The sequence below is a fragment of the Mucilaginibacter gossypii genome, from assembly GCF_017569325.2.
Taxonomy (GTDB): Bacteria; Bacteroidota; Bacteroidia; order Sphingobacteriales; family Sphingobacteriaceae; genus Mucilaginibacter; species Mucilaginibacter gossypii.
In genome coordinates, this window is the sequence record NZ_CP071878.2 from 4,552,860 (window position 1) to 4,576,979 (window position 24,120).

The 24,120-nt window shown below is 42.4% G+C and carries 19 protein-coding genes; 5 read left to right on the forward strand and 14 right to left on the reverse strand.

Translation table 11 applies throughout. The annotated features are described in order from the left end of the window. Positions 1–55: 55 nt before the first annotated feature. From J3L18_RS18970 to rpsT, 8 genes are all read right to left on the reverse strand, one after another. Positions 56–3,370 (reverse strand): TonB-dependent receptor, encoded by a 3,315-nt coding sequence (locus tag J3L18_RS18970; RefSeq protein ID WP_091173683.1) that lies wholly within the window; start codon positions 3,368–3,370, stop codon positions 56–58. A gap of 310 nt (positions 3,371–3,680) precedes the next feature. Then, positions 3,681–4,226 (reverse strand): Mpo1 family 2-hydroxy fatty acid dioxygenase, encoded by a 546-nt coding sequence (locus tag J3L18_RS18975; protein ID WP_129571682.1) that lies wholly within the window; start codon positions 4,224–4,226, stop codon positions 3,681–3,683. Between the two features lie 63 nt (positions 4,227–4,289). Next, positions 4,290–5,855, reverse strand: coding sequence for a ribonuclease Y (gene rny, locus J3L18_RS18980; RefSeq protein WP_129571681.1), 1,566 nt, complete (start codon positions 5,853–5,855; stop codon positions 4,290–4,292). Between the two features lie 242 nt (positions 5,856–6,097). Next, positions 6,098–6,388 (reverse strand): cell division protein ZapA, encoded by a 291-nt coding sequence (locus J3L18_RS18985; protein ID WP_090529762.1) that lies wholly within the window; start codon positions 6,386–6,388, stop codon positions 6,098–6,100. A 21-nt stretch (positions 6,389–6,409) separates the two neighbouring features. Continuing rightward, on the reverse strand, positions 6,410–6,700 hold the full coding sequence (locus tag J3L18_RS18990) for a hypothetical protein (protein ID WP_091173696.1): 291 nt from the start codon (positions 6,698–6,700) through the stop codon (positions 6,410–6,412). 80 nt (positions 6,701–6,780) lie between these two features. Next, complete coding sequence (gene pheT / locus J3L18_RS18995; RefSeq protein WP_129571680.1) at positions 6,781–9,180, reverse strand: phenylalanine--tRNA ligase subunit beta; 2,400 nt, start codon at positions 9,178–9,180, stop codon at positions 6,781–6,783. Positions 9,181–9,334: 154 nt separating this feature from the next. After that, positions 9,335–10,033, reverse strand: a complete 699-nt coding sequence (radC, locus tag J3L18_RS19000) for a RadC family protein (protein ID WP_129571679.1) — start codon at positions 10,031–10,033, stop codon at positions 9,335–9,337. A gap of 84 nt (positions 10,034–10,117) precedes the next feature. Continuing rightward, positions 10,118–10,372, reverse strand: a complete 255-nt coding sequence (gene rpsT / locus J3L18_RS19005; protein WP_090529771.1) for a 30S ribosomal protein S20 — start codon at positions 10,370–10,372, stop codon at positions 10,118–10,120. Between the two features lie 246 nt (positions 10,373–10,618). Between rpsT and J3L18_RS19010 the strand changes: the two genes are divergently transcribed. The 3 genes from J3L18_RS19010 to J3L18_RS19020 all read left to right on the forward strand — a co-directional run bounded on the left by J3L18_RS19010 (position 10,619) and on the right by J3L18_RS19020 (position 14,125). Next, positions 10,619–11,377: a class I SAM-dependent methyltransferase gene (locus J3L18_RS19010; RefSeq protein WP_129571678.1), complete on the forward strand. Its 759-nt coding sequence runs from the start codon at positions 10,619–10,621 to the stop codon at positions 11,375–11,377. An 87-nt stretch (positions 11,378–11,464) separates the two neighbouring features. Then, entirely contained in the window at positions 11,465–13,150 is a 1,686-nt protein-coding gene (locus J3L18_RS19015; protein ID WP_129571677.1) for a MutS-related protein, read from the forward strand. A gap of 15 nt (positions 13,151–13,165) precedes the next feature. Then, positions 13,166–14,125 carry a zinc dependent phospholipase C family protein gene (locus tag J3L18_RS19020; protein ID WP_129571676.1) on the forward strand — a complete coding sequence of 320 codons (960 nt, stop codon included), beginning with the start codon at positions 13,166–13,168 and terminating at the stop codon, positions 14,123–14,125. A 36-nt stretch (positions 14,126–14,161) separates the two neighbouring features. On the opposite strand, the gene J3L18_RS19025 is transcribed toward J3L18_RS19020, so the two are convergent. Beyond that, on the reverse strand, positions 14,162–14,329 hold the full coding sequence (locus J3L18_RS19025; RefSeq protein WP_189549484.1) for a hypothetical protein: 168 nt from the start codon (positions 14,327–14,329) through the stop codon (positions 14,162–14,164). Positions 14,330–14,516: 187 nt separating this feature from the next. Between J3L18_RS19025 and J3L18_RS19030 the strand changes: the two genes are divergently transcribed. Further along, positions 14,517–16,628: a LamG domain-containing protein gene (locus J3L18_RS19030; protein WP_090529778.1), complete on the forward strand. Its 2,112-nt coding sequence runs from the start codon at positions 14,517–14,519 to the stop codon at positions 16,626–16,628. Between the two features lie 4 nt (positions 16,629–16,632). Next, positions 16,633–17,994, forward strand: a complete 1,362-nt coding sequence (locus J3L18_RS19035) for a vWA domain-containing protein (protein ID WP_189549482.1) — start codon at positions 16,633–16,635, stop codon at positions 17,992–17,994. A 92-nt stretch (positions 17,995–18,086) separates the two neighbouring features. Here J3L18_RS19035 and J3L18_RS19040 read toward each other — a convergent pair whose 3' ends face one another. From J3L18_RS19040 to gldG, 5 genes are all read right to left on the reverse strand, one after another. Continuing rightward, positions 18,087–18,743 (reverse strand): DedA family protein, encoded by a 657-nt coding sequence (locus J3L18_RS19040; protein WP_091173721.1) that lies wholly within the window; start codon positions 18,741–18,743, stop codon positions 18,087–18,089. A 45-nt stretch (positions 18,744–18,788) separates the two neighbouring features. Next, a complete protein-coding gene (locus tag J3L18_RS19045; protein WP_091173724.1) occupies positions 18,789–19,529 on the reverse strand; it encodes a DUF4397 domain-containing protein in 741 nt (246 codons plus the stop codon). A gap of 8 nt (positions 19,530–19,537) precedes the next feature. Beyond that, positions 19,538–20,230, reverse strand: coding sequence for a DUF4397 domain-containing protein (locus tag J3L18_RS19050; RefSeq protein ID WP_112653332.1), 693 nt, complete (start codon positions 20,228–20,230; stop codon positions 19,538–19,540). Between the two features lie 114 nt (positions 20,231–20,344). Then, on the reverse strand, positions 20,345–21,469 hold the full coding sequence (dnaN, locus tag J3L18_RS19055) for a DNA polymerase III subunit beta (RefSeq protein WP_090529793.1): 1,125 nt from the start codon (positions 21,467–21,469) through the stop codon (positions 20,345–20,347). A 33-nt stretch (positions 21,470–21,502) separates the two neighbouring features. After that, positions 21,503–23,950: a gliding motility-associated ABC transporter substrate-binding protein GldG gene (gene gldG, locus J3L18_RS19060; RefSeq protein ID WP_129571674.1), complete on the reverse strand. Its 2,448-nt coding sequence runs from the start codon at positions 23,948–23,950 to the stop codon at positions 21,503–21,505. Between the last annotated feature and the right edge of the window lie 170 nt (positions 23,951–24,120).

Sequence of the window (24,120 nt, forward strand, 5' to 3'; positions counted from 1 at the left end):
AAACGCCCCCAATATTTATCGGGGGCGTTTTTATTAACTATATGTTGTTTTACAATTACCAGCTGTAGCGTACACCAAACTGCATTTGCCAGCGTGAAGCGAACAAATCAACAGAATATGGTATACCAGGGTTAGTGAAGTTGTAAGTTGGGTATGATGCAACATTACCGTTTTTAACAAAAGCAGGGCCACCGGATGCTCCAGGCAGTTTGCTTACTGGTGTTAAACCAACACTTGCTGAAGAGTTGAATGTGTTTGCTGAGAAGTAATATTGTCCCCAGCTCTTATTCAATAAATTGGTAAGATTGATGATGTCATAAGTAAATGTGATCATCTGCTTGTGTTTACCATTACCAAATTTAAAGTCTTGAGTAAAGCGGAAGTCTAATTGATTATTCCAAGGTGTAAAAGCAGCATTACGTTCAGTAAACTGACCACGACGTGAACTTAAATATTTGTCGGCATCAACATACGCATTAAACGCAGCTAACTGTTGTGCAGCAGTTTGTACTACCACACCATTTTTCACCTGATCAACAATCATCTTAGCTGCCTCATCTCTGGTTGGAATATAAGCCAAGCTTAATTGCTGACCTGTTCCGTCGATAGCGTTTGGATAGGTATCCCAGGTATATGGGTTACCACTTTGCGCGCTAAAGAAGAAAGTGAAGTTAGCTGTATAGTTGTGCCCGGCATCCCAATCATGTTTAAAGTTCACGTTTGATACGATACGGTGACGGATATCAAAGTTTGAATTGGCTAAACCCGGATTATTAGGGTTCAAAGCCTGATTCAATTGCCAGTTAGACTCCATTGAGTTACGGATACCATTGGTAACATCTTTTGAATGACCATAGGTATAGGCAACTGAGAAGTTTAATGCACTCTGCTGATCAAACTGGGTGAATTTTGCTACCTGTACAGTGGCGCTGTAACGGTAACCTTCGCTTGTGTTTGATAACAAATAAGCATTGGTATATTTTGAGTTGATTCCCTTGTTAATAAATATAGGCTGCTGGTGCTGGGTATCATAAGGATAATAAGTTACGCTATCCTTAGTATTTACCTGCTGAAATTTCAAGTCATGAATAACTTTGGTATAAATACCTTCGGCAGTAAATTTCCACTGGTTGTCCGTTGTATAATCAACAGCTAAACTGCTTCTCCATACCTGTGGCATTTTGAAGTTGTTATCAATCATATCCACCTGGGTAGAACCGGTAGAACCAGTATTAAAGTTACCTTGTTGATTAACAAAGTTTAAACCACCATTAGATGGCGCTTGCACGGGGTTAGTACCGGCTGTAAACGGACCTGCAGATGATTTTTTATCATAAGCACCGTAAGTAGCACCGTTGTTATAAAACGCATAACCAAACCATGCAAACGGAACACGACCAGTAAAGAAGCCGCTACCACCCCGCAAAATAACACTTTGATCACCGTTTGCATCATAGTTAAATGATACGCGTGGGTTCCACTCTATATTACCCAGGTAATTTTGTTTGATATCTTTAGGTTTGGTATAGGTGTAGGTAGTGCCGTAGTTTGGATCAACCGGAGCGTTGGTTGTTTTATCACTCAATGGCTGTTTGTTTGGTACACCAGCATAATCAGCACGTAAAGCTACTGTCAATTTGAAATTATCAGTTAACTGAATATCATCCTGACCATATAAGCTCAACAGGTTAACTTTAAACTGAGCTGAAGGGTGCGCTAAGATATAATCGCGTGTGTTATCAGTATAGTTAAAGTTGGCACGTACACGTGCTGGAGCATTATTAATAAAATCTTCAATACTGTTATAAGCAATACGACCATTCCACGAATTCACAAAGTTATAAGTGATGTTGTAAAACTCATTGTGCGTACCAAATGTAAACGTGTGCTTTCCTTTTGTCCAGGTTAAGTTATCAGTAAACTCAGCTGTTTTCTGGTGCATATCAAATATAGCAGCCTCGCGGTCGGTACCCATGAATATAGTTGTACCAGGAGTACGGCCGGTGATTTCGATTTGCGGTAAAGCAGGGTTTGAGTTAGGATCACGGTAATCGTGAACAGCTGAATAGCCAAGAACCAGGCTATTGCTCAGGTTACCGTTAAATCTTGATTTTAACTCGGCAACGGTTGAAGTTGAGTTATTATGTGAAGTGTAATCAATACCACTGAAGCGGAAGTTTTGCTGATCGCGCTCTAAGTTAGTAGCCTTTGAGCTGATGGTATTGTTACGGATAGTTAACTGGTTATGATCATCGATATTCCAATCCAAACGGTTAAAGAATTTGTTTGAGTTTGAGAAAATCGTGGTATTGTTATATGTACCCGGATCCAAACCGCCTGTAAATGTTTTAAAAGCAGTAACTAATTTATCACCATCGGCCTGACTTAGTATATTAGACGCGCCGTTGTGATCAAGACCACGGATAACAGGATCCTGCCTGCGGGCAATTTCTTCGTTGGTAAAGAAGAATAATTTATTTTTAATAATAGGGAAGCCTAAACGGATACCGCCCTGATAATCATGAAAATCGTTCAGTTTTGAACCATCGCCACCTAAAGCAGCTTTGGCATTGTTAGCGCCAACCATGAATGAGCCACGACCGTAACCATAAACAGCGCCACTAAAATCGTTTGTACCGCTACGGGTTACAGCGTTTATACTACCACCTAATACGTTACCGATTTTGATATCGTAAGGGGCAACATAAACCTGGATATCCTGGATAGCATCAAGAGAGATAGGGCTCGTACGGGTACTGCTGCCTACCTGGCCTGAAGCATTGTTCTGACCACCTAATGAAGGGCTAAAACCAATCGCGTCGTTATTGATAGCACCGTCAAGCGTTACGTTGTTATAACGGTAGTTGGTACCCTGAAACGAGTTATTGTTACTTTGAGGGGTGTTTCTTGTTAAATCCTGTAAGCTGCGGTTAATTGACGGAGCAGTACGGATCTGGTTTTGACCAATGCGGGTACTTGCACCTGTTTTAGCCGGACCAGCAGATGCTTTTACTTTAACTTCCTGCAAGGTTGTAGTTTCATCCTGCAATATAAAGTTTAATGTAGCATTGCCTAACTGGAGGGTAAGGTCGCTTTTTTCGTCTTTTTTGTAACCGATAAAAGTAGCGGTTACGGTGTAAGGACCACCCGGGTTAATGTTATTAACCGAGAAACGGCCCTCGCCGTTGGTTTGTGCACCATACCTGGTACCTGTGCTGGTATTAAGTACAGTAATGGTTACACCCGGAAGAGTGGTACCTTTTTGATCTGTAACTTTACCGGTAAGTACCGAGGTGGTGATCTGAGCGTTTGCAACGCCCCCAACCCCAATAATTATTAGTGTTAAAATAATAAAGTAGAGCTTTTTCATTTGTGAATTTTTATTGCACAAAATTGCCCTACCAATGTTAATTCTACATTAACATCAGATTATTATATTAACAACTACTTAATGATTTCTTTTCTACCTGACACAGGCCCCTGAAAACCAATAAAAAAATACTGATTATCAATAAAATACAAAATAAATACACCAAAGTATTAAGTTTCTATATATCGCCTATAGGAGTTAAATTACACAACTATGTTCGTCACAGCTAAAAAATGCCCCTATTATATAGTATTTAAAGGGCAACGGTAACGAGCATTTTAACAAATACTTAATACGCAAATAATTAAAATCAATTTTTGATTCTCAACTTATTGAGCAATTGATTCAGCAAGTATGCGGGCGCTACGGCTAATGATTTAATGTTGAGTCCGTTTGCTGCAAACTGCGGCTCACGGCTATTGCCGATAAGTAACGCGATTGCAGAGGGAATAAACGCAGAAACACATAATAGCCACATAACGGGCCCTCCCGTTTGCTGCCAGGTTACAAGCTCCATTATACCGTAACTAAATCCTAATAAAATAAACAGGATGAAGTAAGATATAATTGGCGATAGCTTTAAATAGAAGTAGATGGCAATAGCTATAACAAAGGAAGCCCAGTTAAAATAGCCATTGTAGGCCCCTAAAAAGCCTAAATGAGGAAAAGGAATAGCCCAGATCAATCCAAAGAGACTAAATGCCAAAGTTGGAATACAGACATAGTGTATGATTTTGTTAACCCTATCCTGGTGAGCTTCTTCATATTCCCTGAAATAACGATCAACAGGGCGTTCATCAATATTTGCAGTAGTTTTAACTGCTGCCTTTTGTTTGGTATTTGCTTTTGCTGCCACGCTGTAAAAATAAAAAACCCCTTCGGTTTTGTGCCGAAAGGGTTTCGTTTAATTTTATAATGATTACTTGGCAAATGCTACCGAACGGGTTTCCCTGATAACGGTAACTTTAATTTGACCAGGATAAGTCATTTCTGTCTGGATCCGGTTTGAAATATCAGCAGCCAAAACTTCTGATTGCGCGTCGCTGATCTTTTCACTTTCAACAACCACACGTAACTCCCGGCCCGCCTGTATTGCAAATGTTTTCTCAACACCAGGATATGACAATGCCAGTTCTTCAAGTTCTTTCAAACGTTTAATGTAGCTTTCAACAACCTCGCGGCGTGCACCCGGACGTGCACCTGATATAGCATCACAAGCCTGGATTATCGGCGATAACATTGAGGTCATCTCAATTTCATCATGGTGGGCACCTATAGCATTGCAAACTTCAGCATGTTCCTTGTATTTTTCGGCCAGTTGCATACCCAAAATAGCGTGAGGCAGTTCAGGATTATCATCAGGTACTTTACCAATATCATGAAGTAAGCCGGCACGTTTTGCCATTTTAACATTCAAGCCAAGTTCGGCAGCCATGGTGGCACAGAAATTGGCAACCTCACGTGAGTGCTGCAACAGGTTTTGCCCATATGATGACCGGTAACGCATACGGCCAACCATCCGGATCAGTTCGGGGTGTAAACCATGAATACCCAAATCAATTACAGTACGCTCACCTATCTCAACAATTTCTTCTTCTATCTGCTTTTTGGTTTTGGCAACTACCTCTTCAATACGTGCCGGGTGGATACGTCCGTCGGTAACCAAACGGTGCATTGCCAAACGGGCTATCTCGCGCCTTACCGGGTCAAAACCCGAAAGGATAATAGCCTCGGGGGTATCGTCAACAATGATTTCGATACCTGTTGCGGCTTCAAGTGCACGGATATTACGCCCTTCACGGCCAATGATCCGTCCTTTGATCTCGTCGTTTTCAATATTGAAAATAGACACTGTGTTTTCGATAGCGCTTTCGGTAGCAGTACGCTGAATAGTTTGGATAACTATTTTCTTAGCCTCTTTAGTAGCAGTAAGCTTAGCCTCGTCAACAATATCTTTGATCTGGATCATCGCTTTGGTACGGGCTTCCTCGCGCAGGGTATCAACCAATTGGTTTTTGGCATCATCGGCCGATAGGCCGGCGATGGTTTCCAACTGTTGAATGTGCTGATTTTTAAGATGCTCTACCTCGTCTTGCTTTTTAACAACTATCTCGGTTTGTTTTTCAAGATTTTTACGGGTGTTATCAAGTTCGCTCTCCTTGCGGTTAACATTTTCCAGGCGCTGATTTAATGATTGCTCTTTTTGTTTAACACTATTTTCGCGCTGGTTAACAGCATTGTTTTTATTGTTTACTTCCTGTTCATGTTCAGCTTTCATTTGTAAAAACTTCTCTTTGGCTTCAAGCAGTTTGTTTTTCTTCAGGATCTCGGCATTATTTTCAGCGTCTTTTAAGATCTTTTTCACTTTATTCTGAGCCGATGTTTCCTGGTCTTTAAAAAGCTTTAATAATAGGAAGCGACCTATGAGCACGCCAATGATGGCGCCTGCCAGCAGGCCGATGATGACGTATAGTAATATGTCCATTTTAGGTTTGGTGGTGTTATATATGTATGTAAATAAAAAAACCGCAACTAATTTTTAAGTATCATGTATTTAAAACCTCATTTCGGATATTGGGGACCATGGGTTGGTTAACGTTAATCGCAACTAACGCATGCCTCTTGATCCGCTTAATATTGAAGCGTTAAGTTTTTAATAGTGAAACCTAAAATTTAACTGCGGTTAAATCTTAATGTGCTCTTGTATATTTATGTAAAGAACGTTTATTACTTCGAAAAAAATTCGGTCAACAAATGATCTAAATGATAAACTTTTTCAGTCACCTCTGTATCCTCAACGGTAACTTTCTTTTCCGCCTTCAATGATGATGTTGCGTAATGCAGCACACACATTGAAAGTAAATCCTGCTTATCCCGAACCGCATAATTTTCCTGATATTCTTTTATCCGGTCGTTGATCAGCTTAGCCGCCCTGCGTATTATTTCTTCTTCCTCCATGTTAACCTTTAAGGGGTAAACACGGTCAGCAATATTTATTTTTATTGAGATTTCTCCCATTTGAGCTTTTCACTTTTTGTACTATTTTTTCAATAATACAATACACTTATCTATTTCCTGCACAAAGTCGTTAATTTTTTGCTTAATGTCAACACTTTTTTCATTTGTTTCAGAAAAAGACTTGGCAACTTTAACAACTTTTAATTTTTCTTCCAGTTCTTTTGTCTTGGCCTTACTGGCGTTCAGAGCTACCGTAAGTGCCTCACTTTCCAGTTTTAAAAGGTCATTTTCCTCCTGCAAAGCAGCGCACAGTTCAATCAGGCGCTCGGTTTTATCTACAATTTTATTTAACTGCTCTGCTAATGAAGGCATCTTCAATTACTGAATTATTGATTTATTGAATTACTGAATTTTAATTTCTAAATCCGAAATCGAAATTCCGAAATCCGAAATTACTTCCTGATCTCCGCTCCGGCTTCTTTTCCTAAATTATAAATTAATTTCTGCATAATAGAATCAATTGCCTTATCTGTTAACGTTTTTTCCAGATCCTGGATGATAAAGCTTAAAGCATATGACTTTTTACCCGCAGGCAGCTTATCGCCCTGGTAAACATCAAACACATCAACTTCCTTCAGCAATTTACGCTCGGTGCGCAGTGCAATTTGCTTTAACTGACCGAATGATACGCTTTGATCTATCAGCATAGAAAGATCGCGCCTAACAGCCGGGAATTTTGAAACCTCCTGGTAAACAATCTTATTTTTACGGATAGCTGCCAGCACAAGGTCGAAATTAAAATCAGCATAAAATACCTCTTTGTCAACATCCGCCTTTTTTAAAGAAGCTGCAGCTACCGACCCAAATTTCACCAATTGCTTACCATTCAACATGTATTGAATGCCAAACGACATTTTTTTGCAAGTTGCATCCTCAACTGTAAAGTTACTGATGTTCAGGCGCTGCAAAATACCATCAACCACAGCCTTGATATTATAGAATGATACAGGCTTTGATTTCTGGTTCCATTGTTCGGCAGTATTAGCCCCGGTGATGAAAATACTGAAACGTTGTGTTTCGATGTACTTATCATTTTCCAGCTTGTATACCTTACCAAACTCGTAAAATTTCAAATCCGGGCTACGGCGGTTCTGATTATAGGTTATGGCTTCCAAACCAGAGTACAGCAACGTTTGGCGCATTACATCCAGATCGCTGCTCAGTGGGTTCAGAATCTTAACGGCAGTATCCAGGTTATCCGAATAGGCGGATTTGGTAAGCGAGTTGGCCAGGATCTCGTTAAACCCATTTGCGCTCAACAAATCAGATAGCTGATTTTGAACAGTATCTTTCTCCGGACGAATGGAGTTATTTAGGGATGCCCTGATCTGTGTAGGGATTTCGATGTTGTTATAACCATATATCCTCAGGATCTCTTCAACCACATCCACATCGCGGGTAACATCCACACGATATGGAGGCACTTGTAATGATAATGAATCCGCAGTTTCATTCACTATCTTAATATCAAGCGCCGTGATAATACCTTTGATCTCATCATGGCCAATCTTTTTACCAATCAACTTATCAATGGTATTATAGGTGATTTCCACAGCAAACGGCGCAACCGGGGCTGGGTAATGATCAGAAATCTCTGACGACACCTCACCACCCGCAACCTGCTGAATCAACAATGCCGCACGTTTCAAAGCAAAAACGGTCATGTCCGGATCGGTACCACGCTCAAACCTGAATGAAGCATCTGTTTTTAAACCATGCCTTTTTGAAGTTTTACGAACAGATACCGGGTTGAAGTAAGCGCTCTCCAGGAAAATATTTTTAGTTGATTCCTTAACGCCTGATTTTGCACCGCCGAATACACCTGCTATACACATAGGCTCTTCAGCATTACCGATCATCAGATCATCGGCAGATAGTTTCCTGTCAACATCATCCAAAGTTTTAAATACAGTACCTTCGGCATAATTTTTTACCAGCACTTTATCGCCGGTTATTTCATCTGCATCAAAAGCATGTAAGGGCTGACCAAGCTCATGCAGGACATAGTTGGTAACATCCACAATGTTATTGATAGCACGCACGCCGATAACAGCCAAACGCTCCTTTAACCATTGCGGCGACTCTTTAACTTCAACACCGCTGATGGTTAAACCAGAGTAGCGCGGTGATGCCTGCTCATTCTCTACAATAACCTCAATAGTACGGCTTGTATTATCAACTTTAAACGCACTTACATCGGGCTTGTGAATACCTATTTTCAGGAAAGCGGCAATATCCCTTGCAGTACCTAAATGCGAAGCTGCATCGGCACGGTTAGGGGTTAAGCCTATCTCGTACATGTAATCGTCATTCAGCTTAAAGTATTCTTTAGCAGGAGTACCTACAGGTGCATCATCCGGCAATACCATAATACCAGCGTGGCTGGATCCTAAACCTATCTCATCCTCAGCACAGATCATCCCGTGAGATTCTTCGCCCCTGATCTTTGATTTTTTGATAGCAAAAGGCTCGCCGCCGGTTGGGTAAACAGTAGTACCTACTACAGCAACCACCACTTTTTGCCCGGCAGCTACGTTAGCAGCGCCGCAAACAATCTGCAGGTCTTCCGCACCGCCAACATCAACTTTGGTAACATGCAGGTGATCAGAATTGGCATGGTCAACACACTCTTTCACATAGCCAATTACCAGGCCTTCCAGTCCGCCGGGAACAGCCTGTACCTTTTCCAGGCTTTCAACCTCCAAACCGGTTCCGGTAAGGATGATAGAAATCTCCTGGGGCGTTTTATCAGTATCAATAAATTCTTTAAGCCAGTTATAAGATATTTTCATTATTCCGAAATGATAATCGGCAAAGATACGATTTAGGCTGAAAGGTTAAAGGCGAAAGGTAAAAGGTGTTTTATTTAAAAATTAATCCAATTTGAAGATTTGAAAATGTTAGGTCAATTTCAAATCGCCTCATTTTCAAATCTTCAAATTAAAACTACATCAACCCTTCATCGGCCAAACTTAAGTAGCCGGCGTCGGTAATGATTAAATGATCAAACACGCCCATGTCCAGCATCCGGCCGGCGGCGCTTATTTTTTTGGTGAGCTGGATATCTTCGTTACTGGGTTTCAGGTTACCCGACGGATGGTTATGCACCAGTATGAGGCCGCTGGCCTGGTATTGCAGGGCTGAATAAAAGATGATCTTCGGGTCGCATACCGTAGCCGACAAACCTCCTTTACTGATCAGCTCCTTCCCTAATACTTTGTTGGAACGGCCTAATAGTATGATCCAGAATTCCTCGTGGTTCAGGTCCATCAAATGGCGGCGCATAATATTGTACCCATCCCTGCTTGACGTGATCACCTCAATGGCACCCGATTCAAATTCATTACGGCGGCGGCCGATCTCCAGAGCGGCAATAATAGATATAGCTTTGGCTTCCCCTATTCCTTTAAATTTGGATAATTCGGCTATGGAAGCCTTACCAAGCTTGTTCAGGTCGTTATCATAATGGCGCAGGATGCGCTTACTCAGTTCAACCGCGGTTTCGGTGCGGCTGCCCGAGCCGATAAGGATGGCGATCAGCTCGGCATCGGTAAGGGCGCGGCGCCCTTGTCCACTAAGTTTTTCACGCGGGCGGTCTTCCTCAGCCCATGATTTAATACTGATCTTGCTTTCGTAGTTTTCCACGGCATTAAAGTATGAAAAAGCGCCAAACAAAAAAAGGGACAGCGTTGGTGCACTATCCCCTTCGGTATATTTTAAAAGCTGAGATTAGCTTAAGCCGTTAACAAATTTAGTAAGCTTTGATTTATTGTTCGAAGCTTTGTTTTTGTGAATAACGTTCTTTTTAGCTAAACGGTCAAGCATTGAAATCACTTTACCCAACAGTGCAGAAGCATCGGCTTTGGTAGTAGTGTTTCTTAATTTCTTAATAGCGTTCCTGGTTGTTTTAGCCTGGTACCTGTTGCGCAGACGCTTCGCAGCGTTTGCCCTGATTCTTTTTAATGATGATTTATGATTTGCCATCTCGTATAGCTTGTTATTCTTTTCTACTTATTTTAAGGACTGCAAATATAGAGCGATTAAATTTAATATGCAAGTGGTTTTTTGATTTATATTTCAGGATGATTAGGTTGATAATGTGATTGATTACCTGAACCCTTAAGACGTGAAGACCTCTCAAATTAACAAGCTGTTAACCCCGCATTCACGAAGTGTTTATACAACACAATGATTTTTGCTGCGTTACTATTAATTAAAACTATTGCGTTTATGGTTACCAACAGCACCACTAGGTTCAGCAACCGGGTTGAAGATTATGTAAAATACCGTCCCGGCTACCCCGACGAACTTGTTAAGTTTTTACATGACGCTTACGGCTTAACACAGGATAAGCTCATTGCCGATATTGGTGCAGGTACAGGGATCTCTACCGCATTGTTCCTGAAAAAAGGCTACCGGGTAATTGCCATTGAACCAAATTTGGAGATGCGCGAAAAAGCTATCGAGTTACTCGGTTCATATAACGGTTTTATCCCCCGAAACGGCACTGCAGAAAATACCGGCATCGAGAGTAATAGCATTAATGCTATTATAGCCGGACAGGCTTTTCATTGGTTTGATGCCGTAAAAACCTGTGCTGAATTTAAAAGGATCCTGAAACCGGATGGCATTGTTGCCCTCATCTGGAATGAAAGAAAAACAACATCGGCCTTTGAACAGGAATATGATGAACTCATTGTAAAACATGCCCGCGATTACGTAAAGGTTGATCACCGCAACATCGATACCGAACATATCGCTGCTTTCTTTAAGCCGCAACCCGTTCAACTGGAAATATTCGCCAATAAACAGGTATTTGATTTTGAAGGATTAAAAGGCAGGCTGCTGTCATCATCATACATGCCTGCACGTGGCGATGAGGGGTACGGGCCAATGATTAACGATTTGCATGCACTTTTTGATAAATTTCAGCAGGATGGCGTTATCGTTATTAATTACGATACGAAGGTTTATTCGGGGAAACTGTAAGATCAACATTATTTCGTATCGGTGAAACAATTGCACGCGGGTATTATCTAATTAGCAAACACAGTGGCTTATTAATACTACTTAAACATGATATACTGGATCATTATTATAATACTGCTGCCTTTTATATTTATTTTAATAAGCCATTTAAAAAGCAAAGCCCAACAAAAAAAGAAACTTACCGAAATAAAAGAACGCTGGGGCAAACCCATAATTACAAGCAGAAATTTCAAACCGATCAGCACCTACCTTACAGCTTATGGCGGCTCAAGCGGGATCTCTGCCGATACGGCCACCGACCTTGACATCGACAGCGTATTTGAATTTATTGACCGTACCAATTCAAAACCCGGGCAACAATATCTATATAAGCAATTAAACTCCCCGCAAATTTCAGAAGCGTATTTTGAAACGCTTGAACAGCGGATCGGCAATGTCACCGTCGATAAAGAATTGAGAGAGGCGGCCGAGCTTAAATTATCTGAGTTAGGGAACAATGATGCCTACTACTTACCGGAGCTTTTTAAGAAACCGCATCATTCCATGTTTCCGGCAATTGGCAATTTTTATATCAGCATAGCGCCGTTTTTGATCATTGGAGTGGCATTTAGCCTTTTTATTGTTCCTAACCAGTTTATGCTCTTGCTATTGCTGGTATTAATGATAGCCAATGTAGTTATTCATTACAGTAATAAAACCCAGATGCTGAACTACACACATTCGCTACCGCAGCTGTTGGTTTTATTCAAGGTATCAAATTGGCTTAAGAACCACAACCTGCTCAGGGATAATGAAAATACCCGCCTCAGTATGGTTAATATGGGCAAACTCAAAAATTCGTTAAATTATATCACCCTGCAAAATAAAGCCGCTATTGACCCTACCGATATTTACTACCTGGTTACCGAATGGCTGAAAATGTTCCTGCTTATTGAGCCGCTGGTATTTATAAAATCCATCACCAAGGTAAACAAATACCTTAGTGACATTAAAGTTGTTTATGAAGCGGTGGCTGAGGTTGATGTTGCCATTTCCATCCAATCGGTACGTGATGGCGCGGCTCATTATTGCAAACCTCAACTTACAACCGGCAATACTCATATCATTATTAAAAATCTTTATCACCCGCTTATTGAAAACTGCGTGTCAAATTCTATCGCTATAGATAATACACAAGGCATTTTGGTAACTGGTTCCAACATGTCGGGTAAAACCACTTTTATCAGGGCTATTGCTATAAACGCTTTGCTATCGCAAACCATTAACACCAGTTTTGCTACAGTATACCAGGCTCCTCCGCTCAAAATATTTACCAGCATTGATATGACCGACGATTTGGGCGATAATAAAAGCTATTTCCAGGCCGAGGCATTAGCTGTTAAAAATATAGTGGCACAAACCATTGCCAGCAAACCCATAAACAGCCTCGTAATCATTGATGAAATTTTCAGGGGTACAAATACCATTGAACGGATAGCCGCCGCGAAAGCCGTACTAAGCTACTTTATCCACAATCAAAGCTTCGTTTTTGTATCTACACACGATCTGGAACTAGCCGAATTACTGGGCAGCGATTACAAAGTTTTCTCTTTTGAGGAAGTGATTGGTGATGACCGCTTGGTATTTGATTATAAAATTAAAGAGGGATTGCTCAAAAACCGAAATGGCATCGCTGTTTTAAAAGGCGTCGGTTTCCCGGAGAGTATTATTGATGAAGCCAATAAGGTAAGCAGCCAATTAAGGGAGAAGTATAATTTAAAACTCCCCCTTTAATTGCATCTTTGCCTCATGAACCGCCGCATAATTTTAAGCATAACTGGTACCTGTTTAATCATGTTATGCTCATCATGGGGATTCTTTGCACATTATCGTATTAACCGGCTGGCGGTTTTCACGCTACCTAAGGCCATGGCAGATTTTTACAGATGCAATATCGATTATATAACCGAACATGCCGTTAGCGCCGACAAACGCCGCTATGTTGACTCATCAGAAGCGCCACGCCATTTCTTTGATGCCGACCGTTATGGCAAAAAACCCTTTGAGGCTATGCCTAAAAAATGGAAGGATGCCGTTGCCAAATACTCAAAAGATACCATCATTAAATACGGCACTGTTCCCTGGACCATTCAGTACCAGTATTATAGGCTGGTACGGGCTTTGAAAGCCCATGATACAACGGCTATCCTTAATGCATCTGCCTATTTAGGGCATTATATTGCCGATGCACACGTACCGCTGCACCTAACCCAAAACTACAACGGCCAGCTTACGGGGCAAACCGGCATCCATGCCCTTTGGGAAAGCCGCCTGCCCGAGTTATTTGCCAATCATTATAATTACTACGTTGGCAAGGCCCGGTATATTGAAAACCCGTTGAACGAAGCATTCCGTATATGCAAGGCTACTTACAAAACCGTTGATACGGTTTTACGCTTTGAGCGCATACTGAACAAAACCTACCCGCAGGACAAAAAGTACGCGTTGGTACAGCATGGCAAAAAACAAATTACCGATTACTCCGTGGCCTATAGCCTGACTTATCACAAAATGCTGAAGGGGATGGTGGCAAGGCAAATGCGGGCATCTATTCTTTCCGTGGGTAGTTTCTGGTACTCGGCCTGGGTTGATGCAGGGCAGCCGGACCAGAGCAAGCTTATCGCACAGCCTTTAAGCATCGAACAAAAGGCAAAGCTTCGGCAAGAAGAAATGCTTTACCGATCAGGCAAAGCATTAATAATAAAATAGTTAACAATCAAACCCGGCAGCCTTCCCCTGCCTTCTTTATATTCTCCGCATCAGCTCCACGAAAACAGCGAAAGGGATAACGCCGGCTATCACCTTTCTTATCTGAAACAATCGTAACATGGCAGCATAATCAATCATTAAAAATATTCCTGCCTCATCTGCTTCATTTCCCGTTATCATGGTATTTATACGCAATTTTTCCATTAGGTATTTATACGCTATTACCCGGTTTACAACCCTCCTAACTTAGTTAAATCAATCAGGAAGTTGATTTGACCTCCCCTTTTAGCCACAGGCCCTAAACCTAATAGAGAATTAAATAAACAGGAGGCCATATCGAGTGACTGGCGTTTTATATCACTGAATATTTACATCTATAAACTATCATCTTATGGCAAATTTAACTTTAGCACCACGATGGGCATCAAGTGTGCTGCAACTCGGAAACACCGCTTATGTAGATTGCGGTACACCAACCGTACTAAACAATTTAACCTCCTTTACCCTGGAGGCCTGGGTAAACGTGTCGAGCCTTAACGGATTTCAATCCGTAGTTGGCAATGTTGACAATGCGGTTGGCGGACAATACCAATTATTTCTTGAATCCGGTTATGTTTACGCCTATGTAGGCATCGCACCGTATCTGATCAAATCAACTTTACCCATCACTGTCAACGAATGGCACCACCTGGCCTCTGTATTTGATGGTACAACTTCCAGCTTATCGCTTTATGTTGATGGCGTGGCTGTTGCGCAAAGCACCTTTTCGGGAACGCTGCCTGCAAGCGGTACCAATATGCTGCTGGGGGCTGTAATGCAGCAGAGTAGCCCGATCTGGTACCTACAGGGCCAGCTTGGAAGGATTATGATCTGGAATAGCGTGCGCGACGCTGAAGATATCCTTAATGATTCGGTACAGGTGAATAATTATAGCGCTGTCCAAAATCCCAACCTTATATTTTACAGCGACTTTTCGGAAATGCCGGGGGTAGACAGTTCCGGAAATAATATAGCCCTTAATTTCAAAAACAATGTACAATACGCGTTCAATGTTCCATCTGTTGTACTGGGAGCGGATGGTTATGTTGATTGCGGCTCCTTTCCCGAATACAGCATTCCCGGAAACGCCCCTTATACCATTGAAGGCTGGTTCTTCCCGGGCAGCAGCAGCAACGGTATCCTGTTAAGTTATGGCCTGAACGGCGCATGGGAATACAAAGTAAGCTATCAAAACAACCAGGTTATAGGCCAGCGTAACAGCGACAGTATTTCTTTAGCATCAGCAGCCTCAGTTTTGCCGCTAAGCTATTATCATTTTGCACTAAGTTATGATAGCGATGTTAAAGCCCTTAGCTTGTACGTAAACGGTAACCTTCAGGCTATCGATTATTTTCCTTCGCCGGTTACCGCGGTTCCAAACGGGCATGTACTCGTAGGCGCTCAATATGATTCGAACGGAAATATCATCGACAACTTCGGCGGTTCTATCCAAAACCTGCGCATCTGGAATGTATGTTTGGAACAATCAGAAATTGTTCAATGGATGTACAATGACGTGATAACCGATAACCGTTTAATTTCAAATTTTGATTTCACCGTTAACCCGCCGATAGATACAACCGACAAATCAACCCTTGAACTGGATAACGGTGCTGTGCAGCAGCTCCAAACCGTAAACGTTTTAACTACCGAGCAGATTGCGCTTTTGGGCATCCCACAATCCATCAACGCTATTTATCTCAATCAAAACGTAGAAACGCCTGTACCGCCGCCTACTGATATCCTATTTGCCAGTCAGCCCAAAGTTTTTACCGAAGATCATAAAGAGGAAAGCTGGGCACAATTTGAAGATTGGTTCGGCAGTAAAAACGGAGGCCCGGCAACAGAAGGCTTTCGCCAGCAGTTTGATAACGCTTATGAAAAAGCCCGGCAAATGTTTGACGAAAATGCCAATCTGTCCCGCGTTTTTACCCGCACCGATACCAATGGCATAACCCGTATTATTTACCATGGTGTAAAGGCAGACATGCTCGTTTACGAAGGGGCTATAGGCGCCGAATCAGACTGTACGCTCTGGTGGATCCAATTCATCTTTGCGCTTACTGTAGGTTTCCTTCAGGCTGTGGGGCTGGCACCTACCACCGGCAATATCGCCACGCGTATTTATAATCTGCTCCGTGCAAATCAAACGGTAATGAATGCCATGAGCTCAATGGCCGGAAAAGCAATCAGCGCCACAGCCGCTATTGGTTTTGTAGGTGTAATATATCAGCAGGGACTTATGTGGACCATTATCAAGTTTGTGCTGACATCCGCAGGATGGTATGCCTTATTCTGGATCCTTCGTAAAGTAATAGCCATAGTAACAGGCCTGGAAGCAGCCGCCATACTTGCCGGCTTTATTGTATGGGCTACTCAGCTTACCATACTTTCACTTAAATACAATACCGCATGCGGTCAGCTTCTCCAATCAACTAATGTTTCACCTTCTTTTAATTCATAAAGCCATGCCAACTTCAACACCTGTTGTCGCTATACCTGTGGTAGACACTTCATATAGCATGACATCTTCAAATTATGTCGCAATCACAGTCATCGATACCAAAGCTTTCCTGAACAATGCGCTCCCTGGCGATTATATTGGTGTGGCATCCTACGACACCAACGGAAGAGTAACCTATAACCTGACACAGGTTGATCAAAACCTTACCGTACCGGTTACAGCAGCTGCAGCTGTACAAAACCTAAGTTTCACCGGAAGCTGCACCAATATGGGAGGGGGGCTTCAAACCGCTGTAAATATGCTTTCAAGTGCTCCTGCCGGTGTAAATAAAGGCCTTGTGCTGCTTTCTGACGGTTATCAAAACTGCGGCACCAATCCCCTGCCATTACCAGCCGGCACCCCTCCCGTATATTCATGTGCAATGGGGCCGGCGTCTGACCAAAACTTAATGCAGCAAATTGCAACCCAGAGCGGCGGCCAGTATTATTATGCCCCCTATGTTTTCAACATGATGCAAATTTACAACCAGATCAGGGCGCAAACTCCTGCTGCACAATTACTTGCAAACGGATACAAGGTAGCCCAGGCCTATGATTACCTGTTGATTCCGGCCACCGTATCCGCAGGCAACGACCTTGGACAGTTTTCGGTTGTATGGAGTGATCCTAATTATACGTTCACAAATGGCCAACCCGGACTTAATCAATTAAGTGTAACACTTGTAACGCCGGCCGGCGTGGTAATTACACCAATGCCTACCTTACAGGGAGGGGCCTATGTGGTTTTTAACATTCCTAACCCGGCGGTAGGCCTATGGTATATCCAGATCATGTATGGCGGTACAACCCCGCAGGGCCTGACAGGCGGTGCCTTTGAATATGCACCTTCAGGCAATGCCGCTCCGCTTCAGCTTACAGTTGATGCACCCTCTGTTGTGCGCAAAGGACAGCCTATTACTTATCATGCACATTTAACGGATGATGGAAAGCCGATAACCGGACAACAAATACGTGCTTTGGTTACCCGTCCCAAACTAAGTCAGCATAGCGCAATTAAAGCTTATGCATCAGACCTTAAAAACATAAAGCTGCCTGAAGAAACAATGGACACTATACAACATCCCGATTTGGCGAAGCTCGATCTGCTTTACAGGCAGCGGTTGACGGAGGAGGACCTTTTGCCGCACATAAAGGGCGGGAGTATCCTGTCAGCGGCAAAGCAAGGTGGGTACGCCGGTACTATACATGAAACGCACGAGGCCGGAAGTTACACAGTAGAGCTGGAAGTAACCGGATTTTCAGATAAATCTAAAACGCCGTTTTCCAGAAGTCGTCGCTTTAATGTAGTGGTTACCGATGGCGATTGAATAAACCACCATCCTGTTTAATAAACAAAAAGCCTGTGCCGGGAATTATATCCTGCACAGGCTTTTGATATTTGAAACGTTGAAACAGCTTTTTATTGCCCCTCAGAAACCTTGGCACTACGGCCTTTTATAGCGGCAAAAATGGGTGGCAATATCGAGATGAGGATGATGATCACCCCTACCAGCGAAAAGTTTTTAGCTATCACCGGTACCTGCCCTAATTTGTAACCCGCAAACAGGAACACAATGATCCATGATGCACCGCCGACGATGTTATAAAGGCTATACTTTAAAAAAGGCATCCTGCCAACACCGGCCACAAAAGGTGCGATAGTGCGGATAATAGGCATAAAACGGCTAAAAATCACCGCCTTGCCGCCATGTTTATCAAAAAAAGCTTTGGTTTTAAGATAGTATTCCAGCTTGAGGATCTTATTTTCCTCTTTAAAAACTTTAGGCCCTAAATAGTTGCCTAAAAGATAATTCACCGTATTACCGATAAAGGCAGCGGCAATTAATATGATACCCAGCAGCCAGATATCCAAACCCGAACTACCACCGGCTATTAACGCGCCAGCCGCAAATAACAGTGAATCGCCTGGTAAAAAAGGAGTTACTACAAAACCTGTTTCGGCAAATATGATCAGGAAAAGGATCAGGTAGGTCCATCCCTGGTAAGCGCTGGTTATTTGTACCAGGTGCTTGTCAATATGCAGTATAAAGTCGATTATGCTTTTTATTACTTCCACAGGCTAAAATTTTGCCCAAAAATATAAATATTAAACAAAACGCAGCTACTGAAGTGTCTTACTAAGCAGATTATTAGTAAGTACCCCCGCTCCAAAGGCCAATGAGTCGGCGCTGCCAACAATACCTTTGGTATAAATGGTGTAGGCGCGGCCGTCCTGTATAGTTACATTTTGCAGGGTTGTTTCTATTGTCGTGGGCGTTCGGGTCGTGGTAATGGTAAAGTTATAATTACCGGCAGTAAGTTCAACGTATTTAGATACCTTGTTAAAGGTAGTACCTCTAACCACAAGGGTGTCATTAGCCCGCAGATCCAGGGCTGAGGTATTGGGTGAAGTATGCACAAACCTTACTTTTCCTTTACCTATGGCTGGCAAACCGGTACTATCAGATAGTATAAATGAACTAACAAAAGAACTATCCTTTCTGAAGCCGGTTATAAACATCGTGTATTTCCTGTTGGCTTTAAGCGTAGTATCAAATTGCAGCAAAATAACCGGCGCCGCGGTAGCTGTACGTAACTGTAACGGCGGTTCAAGTGTTGAAAGGTAAAAATATCCCGAACTGTTTGGATAAGTATAGGTAGTGGTATTATACCTGATAAAATGCTGATAAAGGTATACCGGCTGGATATCGGGACTTAAATTAACGATTTGAAACTGGGTATTGAGGCCTACTGATGATGCATTGCCCCCCTTACCGCACGAAGAAACAGCACAGATGAAAAGTCCGCATAGCACAACTATAAAAAACGAAACCAGTACCTTGCTTTTATTTTTATTAGCCATTAATGTAATTATTGATTGATGAACAGGCCGGTTGCCAGGCCTGTGCTTTTATTACCAAAACCGTAGTAGGTATACACCTTTCCTCCTACAAGCTGCACTGTATCCCTTACAATAGTGCCCGAAAACGCCGCCGAATGCAGCGCCATATTGTGCTCTCCGGGCGTTACCAAATAAAACGTCGAGGTACCTTTAAAAGCAAGGTCCTTTACCTTTTCGGTATCTAAGGCAGCAGTTGTACCTTCAAAATGCACGCTTATATTCCCGGCATCCGGCGAAGCATTTACAAACCTTATTTTAGCAGATGGTACCTTATTTGTATCTGCAGCTATGATGTCGGTAGTTTTAAAAACCTGATCTGTTGAATTGCCGGCTATGTAAAATGAATACACCGAATCCTTACTTAAGGTTAGGGGTAGGCTAAACAGCGGATTGGGATTATTAGGCCCATCCAACTTAACCGAATAGTTTTGTGTACCCGCTTTAACAGTAATATATCCAAGCGTACCTCCCGGATAAAAAGTTGTTGTATTGTTTACCCTTGTGCCATTAAGATAAACGTTAACATTGTTGAAAGTAGCATTAATAACATTTAACGATGATGTTGACGAATCAACCACATCGGGTTTATCGTTGTTTTTTTTGCACGATGCAAAGCAACCTGCCGCGGCTATCAACAATAAAACTTTAACCTTTATATTCATATACAATTATAAGCTATAACTGCTTACTGTAATTTTTGGTATTGGGTGTTGAACAAAAAAAGTCCGGTTTTATGTTACCGGACTTAGTTTTGGATTTATAATTTAAGTTTACACTTAAGCATAGCTATTGAGCATCACCGGCATAACCAGCATCAGCACATCTTCATTCTCATCTCCGCCTTGTGGCAGCAATAAGCCGGCACGGTTTGGAGTCGACATTTCCAAAGATACTTCTTCGCAACTTAAATTCTTCAACATTTCTATTAAAAATCTTGCATTGAAGCCAATTTCCATGTCTTCGCCCTCATATTGGCAGCTTAAACGCTCGTGGGCCTCGTTAGCAAAGTCAATATCTTCTGACGAAATATTTAACTCGCTGCCATTTATTTTAAGCCTTACCTGGTGCGTGGTTTTGTTAGCATAAATAGCCACACGGTTTAACGAACCCAGGAAAGTAAGCCTGTCGATATTTAATTTATTAGGATTATTTTGAGGAATAACCGCCTCGTAATCAGGGTAACGCTCGTCAATTAAACGACACACCAGGTTAATATTGCCAAACTTGAAGAAAGCACTGGTGGAATTATACTCAACAGATACATTTACATCATCGCTTGGTAATGATGATTTAAGCAGGGTTAAAGCTTTTTTAGGCAGTATGAATGATGTAGTGCTTGCAGCCTTTGCATCTTTACGTCGGTAACGAACCAGCTTGTGCGCATCGGTAGCAACAAATGTAAGTGCCGATGTTGTAAGCTGACAGTAAACACCTGTCATAGCCGGGCGCAATTCGTCATTACTTACCGCGAAAATGGTTTTGTTGATAGCTTCGGCCAAAACTGAAGCAGGCAGGTTTACTGATGAAGCGTTTTCAACAACAGGAATCTTTGGAAAATCCTCGCCGTTTTCGCCACTCAGTTTGTATTTACCATCACCGGCATTAATTTCAATGGCGAAGGTTTTATCATCAACCGAAAAAGCAACAGGCTGCTCCGGTAATGATTTCAGGGTCTCTAACAATATACGCGACGGGATAGCAATCCTTCCGTTTTCTTTAGCCTCAACTGGCAAAGAGGTGGTCATGCTGGTTTGCAGGTCGGTAGCAGAAATGGTCAAGTTCCCATCCTTTATCTCGAACAAAAAGTTTTCCAGTATCGGCAGCACAGTACTGCTGCTTAACGCACCACTTACCGATTGCAGTTGTTTGAGTAATGTTGAGGTAGAAACAATAAATCTCATATGGTTGTAATTAATCTATCAAAAATAGAAAATTTAACGGGCATACTTTTGCCTGCGTAAATAATGTTGAAAAATAGCACATATTAACACTAAAACCAGCGGCGCAATGGTATTAACCAGTTGCCAATACATTTTTTCGTTTATAGCAATTCTAATGTTGAATTTATCATATTGGAAAAGCACCTTCTCGCCCCTTATTCTTGCCCTATCCAGCAGGCGGATCTTAATTTCCTTGGTACGCAGGGCTATCAGTCCCGAATCATCGGTCATGTAATCGGCTATGTTGAGCAGCAGGTTTTTATTTCCGTAGGTTTGGTGCGTATAATGATCGTAACCTAATGGGTAAGGTGAGCCATCGCTGCCTACCTGGTTCTTTAAAACATCACCATCGCTAATCACTATCATTTTGGTAGGCTCGCTTTGTTGCTTTATGGCAACCTGCTCTTTAAGTCCTTCGGGCAGCGGGCGGTTTTGCCAGTCGCTTACAAAACTACCTTCCAATAACAGGCCGGTTATTTTGGGTGTGCTTTGAAACTCTTTAGGATTTGGCTCCTGCTCCAAAGCCTGCAATGATAATATATGCGGGGCAGTTAGCTTTTTATTATAAGGCGATGAGGTTAGCAGTACCGTTTTGTTTACATTTTTGGTATCGAGGATATCGATAGTGCTTGCAAACTCGCTGCTGATACCATCCAAATTTTTCACCACCGGGTGTTTGCTTAGCGGGATAAATACCGGGTAATACAGCCATGGCAGCATCTGGATCTGCGCCTGCCCGCCAACATTTCCGGTACTGATAGGAATTTGTGAGCAATTCATATCAGCAATCAGATCATAATTGATACGGATACCGTAACGGAAAAGCTGATCATCCAGGTTAAGCTGTTTGGGGAATGCCAGCTGCTCGCCACCATGCCCGCGAAGGCTATCCAGTTCGGCGCTTACCTGATCGATAGTCCACAATACCCGGCCTCCGTGCATGATGTATTGATCAAGCTTGAATTTCTCTACCTCGTTGAATTTCTGATCGGGTTTGGCTATCACCAGCAATTTGATCTTTTGCAAATCGGCGGTGGAGATAGCATTCAAATCAACCCGGCCCACCTGGAAGCCATCGGCAAGGGTTTTCATGGCATCGTTTAGTTGCAGGTCGGTTAGTTCATGGTGCCCTTCGGTAAAACCTATTTGCGGTCGTCCTCCGTTAACAGCTTTCTTTATGGCCGATGAAAAAGCATACTCCAGATTTTGGATAGAGTTATTCAGTACCTCATCGGGCGAGAGACCAATACGGCTTAACAATAGCTTTACCGGGATATCCTTACCATCTGCCGATACCAGCGCCGACGGAAAAATGAGCTTTTGCGTTACACCGTTATCTGTTTTAACGCTCAGGTTGGTAGGTTCAACACCTTCGGCGGCCATGTTCTGGATCAGCTCATTTTGCTGATCGTTATTTAAACCCTTCAATGGGTCACGAAACTCAAACTGGATTTTGCCGTGACTGTAAGCCTGTAAATCGCTCAGCATATCACGGGTAGCGCTTTGCAGGCGCTTAAAGCCGCCCGGCAGATTATCGCCCTGTAAATAAACTACCACTTTAACCTTTTTCGGCAGCTTATCCATGATCTGCCTGCTGACGGGCGATAAGGTATAACGCTTTTCGGCAGTAAAATCAAGACGGCTGAAAGTAAATGATGACAATATGCCCAACAGAAACAAAACCCCTAACACACTGATCATCAAAGTATCGCCCAACCCTTTTTGACGTTGCTTTGCAAGCACAAACAGCGTAAGCCATATAAAAATGCCTGTGGTGATGATGAAGTAAGTCAGATCGCGGGTATCCAGCACACCGCGGCTTACCGATTCATAATGCTGGGTTATGCCTAAACTCTGCAATCCCAGGTCCTGCAGGGATAACAGCTGACTGATAGAATCGAATCCGCTGTAAAAAAAGAAACACAGGAAAACGGATATAGTAAAGGCAATGATCTGATTTCTGGTAATGGATGAGGTAAACAAACCTATACCCACAAATACAGCACCTAATAAAAACAACCCGATGTATGAGCCTATTACAGCCCCTGTATCAATATTGCCTTGCGGCATGCCCAATGCACTTACCGAATAGTAATAAACCAGCGTGGGCAGCAAGGCAAAAAGCACGATGAGCAAACAGGCAAAGTATTTGCCCATTACTATCTCCCAATCTTTTAATGGTCGGGTAAACAACAGCTCAAAAGTGCCTTCATTACGCTCTTCAGCAAGGGAACGCATGGTTATTGCCGGGATCAGGAACATGAACAGGTACGGGGCAGTGCTAAAAAGGCTTTCGAGCCCTGCATAGCCATATTCCAGGATACTAGAATCGGGAAATACCCATAAAAATAAGCCAAGCACCAGTAAAAACACACCTATAGTAACATAGGCTACCAGCGAACTGAGGTAGGATATTATTTCTTTTTTAAGGATGCTCAGCACGTTATAAAATATTGTATTGAGCGCCGAAATTACAACAATATTGCGCTAAAGCAAAGAAGCAGTTTGATATCGGATTTCGGAATTTCGATTTCGGATTTAGTTATATGGCAAGTTTAAGCGTCCTCCGCTTGAACCTTAAATAAGGCAAGCGTCCACACCTACGTTAAACC

What these genes read in the sequence shown, in the direction of transcription:
- rpsT (WP_090529771.1), bottom strand. Translation starts at nt 10,372, where the DNA reads ATGGCAAATCATAAATCATCATTAAAAAGAATCAGGGCAAACGCTGCG.
- J3L18_RS18990 (WP_091173696.1), bottom strand. Translation starts at nt 6,700, where the DNA reads ATGCCTTCATTAGCAGAGCAGTTAAATAAAATTGTAGATAAAACCGAG.
- pheT (WP_129571680.1), bottom strand. Translation starts at nt 9,180, where the DNA reads ATGAAAATATCTTATAACTGGCTTAAAGAATTTATTGATACTGATAAA.
- J3L18_RS19045 (WP_091173724.1), bottom strand. Translation starts at nt 19,529, where the DNA reads ATGGCTAATAAAAATAAAAGCAAGGTACTGGTTTCGTTTTTTATAGTT.
- J3L18_RS19010 (WP_129571678.1), top strand. Translation starts at nt 10,619, where the DNA reads ATGGTTACCAACAGCACCACTAGGTTCAGCAACCGGGTTGAAGATTAT.
- J3L18_RS19025 (WP_189549484.1), bottom strand. Translation starts at nt 14,329, where the DNA reads ATGGAAAAATTGCGTATAAATACCATGATAACGGGAAATGAAGCAGAT.
- J3L18_RS19030 (WP_090529778.1), top strand. Translation starts at nt 14,517, where the DNA reads ATGGCAAATTTAACTTTAGCACCACGATGGGCATCAAGTGTGCTGCAA.
- rny (WP_129571681.1), bottom strand. Translation starts at nt 5,855, where the DNA reads ATGGACATATTACTATACGTCATCATCGGCCTGCTGGCAGGCGCCATC.
- J3L18_RS19015 (WP_129571677.1), top strand. Translation starts at nt 11,465, where the DNA reads ATGATATACTGGATCATTATTATAATACTGCTGCCTTTTATATTTATT.
- J3L18_RS19035 (WP_189549482.1), top strand. Translation starts at nt 16,633, where the DNA reads ATGCCAACTTCAACACCTGTTGTCGCTATACCTGTGGTAGACACTTCA.
- J3L18_RS19020 (WP_129571676.1), top strand. Translation starts at nt 13,166, where the DNA reads ATGAACCGCCGCATAATTTTAAGCATAACTGGTACCTGTTTAATCATG.
- J3L18_RS18970 (WP_091173683.1), bottom strand. Translation starts at nt 3,370, where the DNA reads ATGAAAAAGCTCTACTTTATTATTTTAACACTAATAATTATTGGGGTT.
- dnaN (WP_090529793.1), bottom strand. Translation starts at nt 21,469, where the DNA reads ATGAGATTTATTGTTTCTACCTCAACATTACTCAAACAACTGCAATCG.
- J3L18_RS19050 (WP_112653332.1), bottom strand. Translation starts at nt 20,230, where the DNA reads ATGAATATAAAGGTTAAAGTTTTATTGTTGATAGCCGCGGCAGGTTGC.
- J3L18_RS18985 (WP_090529762.1), bottom strand. Translation starts at nt 6,388, where the DNA reads ATGGGAGAAATCTCAATAAAAATAAATATTGCTGACCGTGTTTACCCC.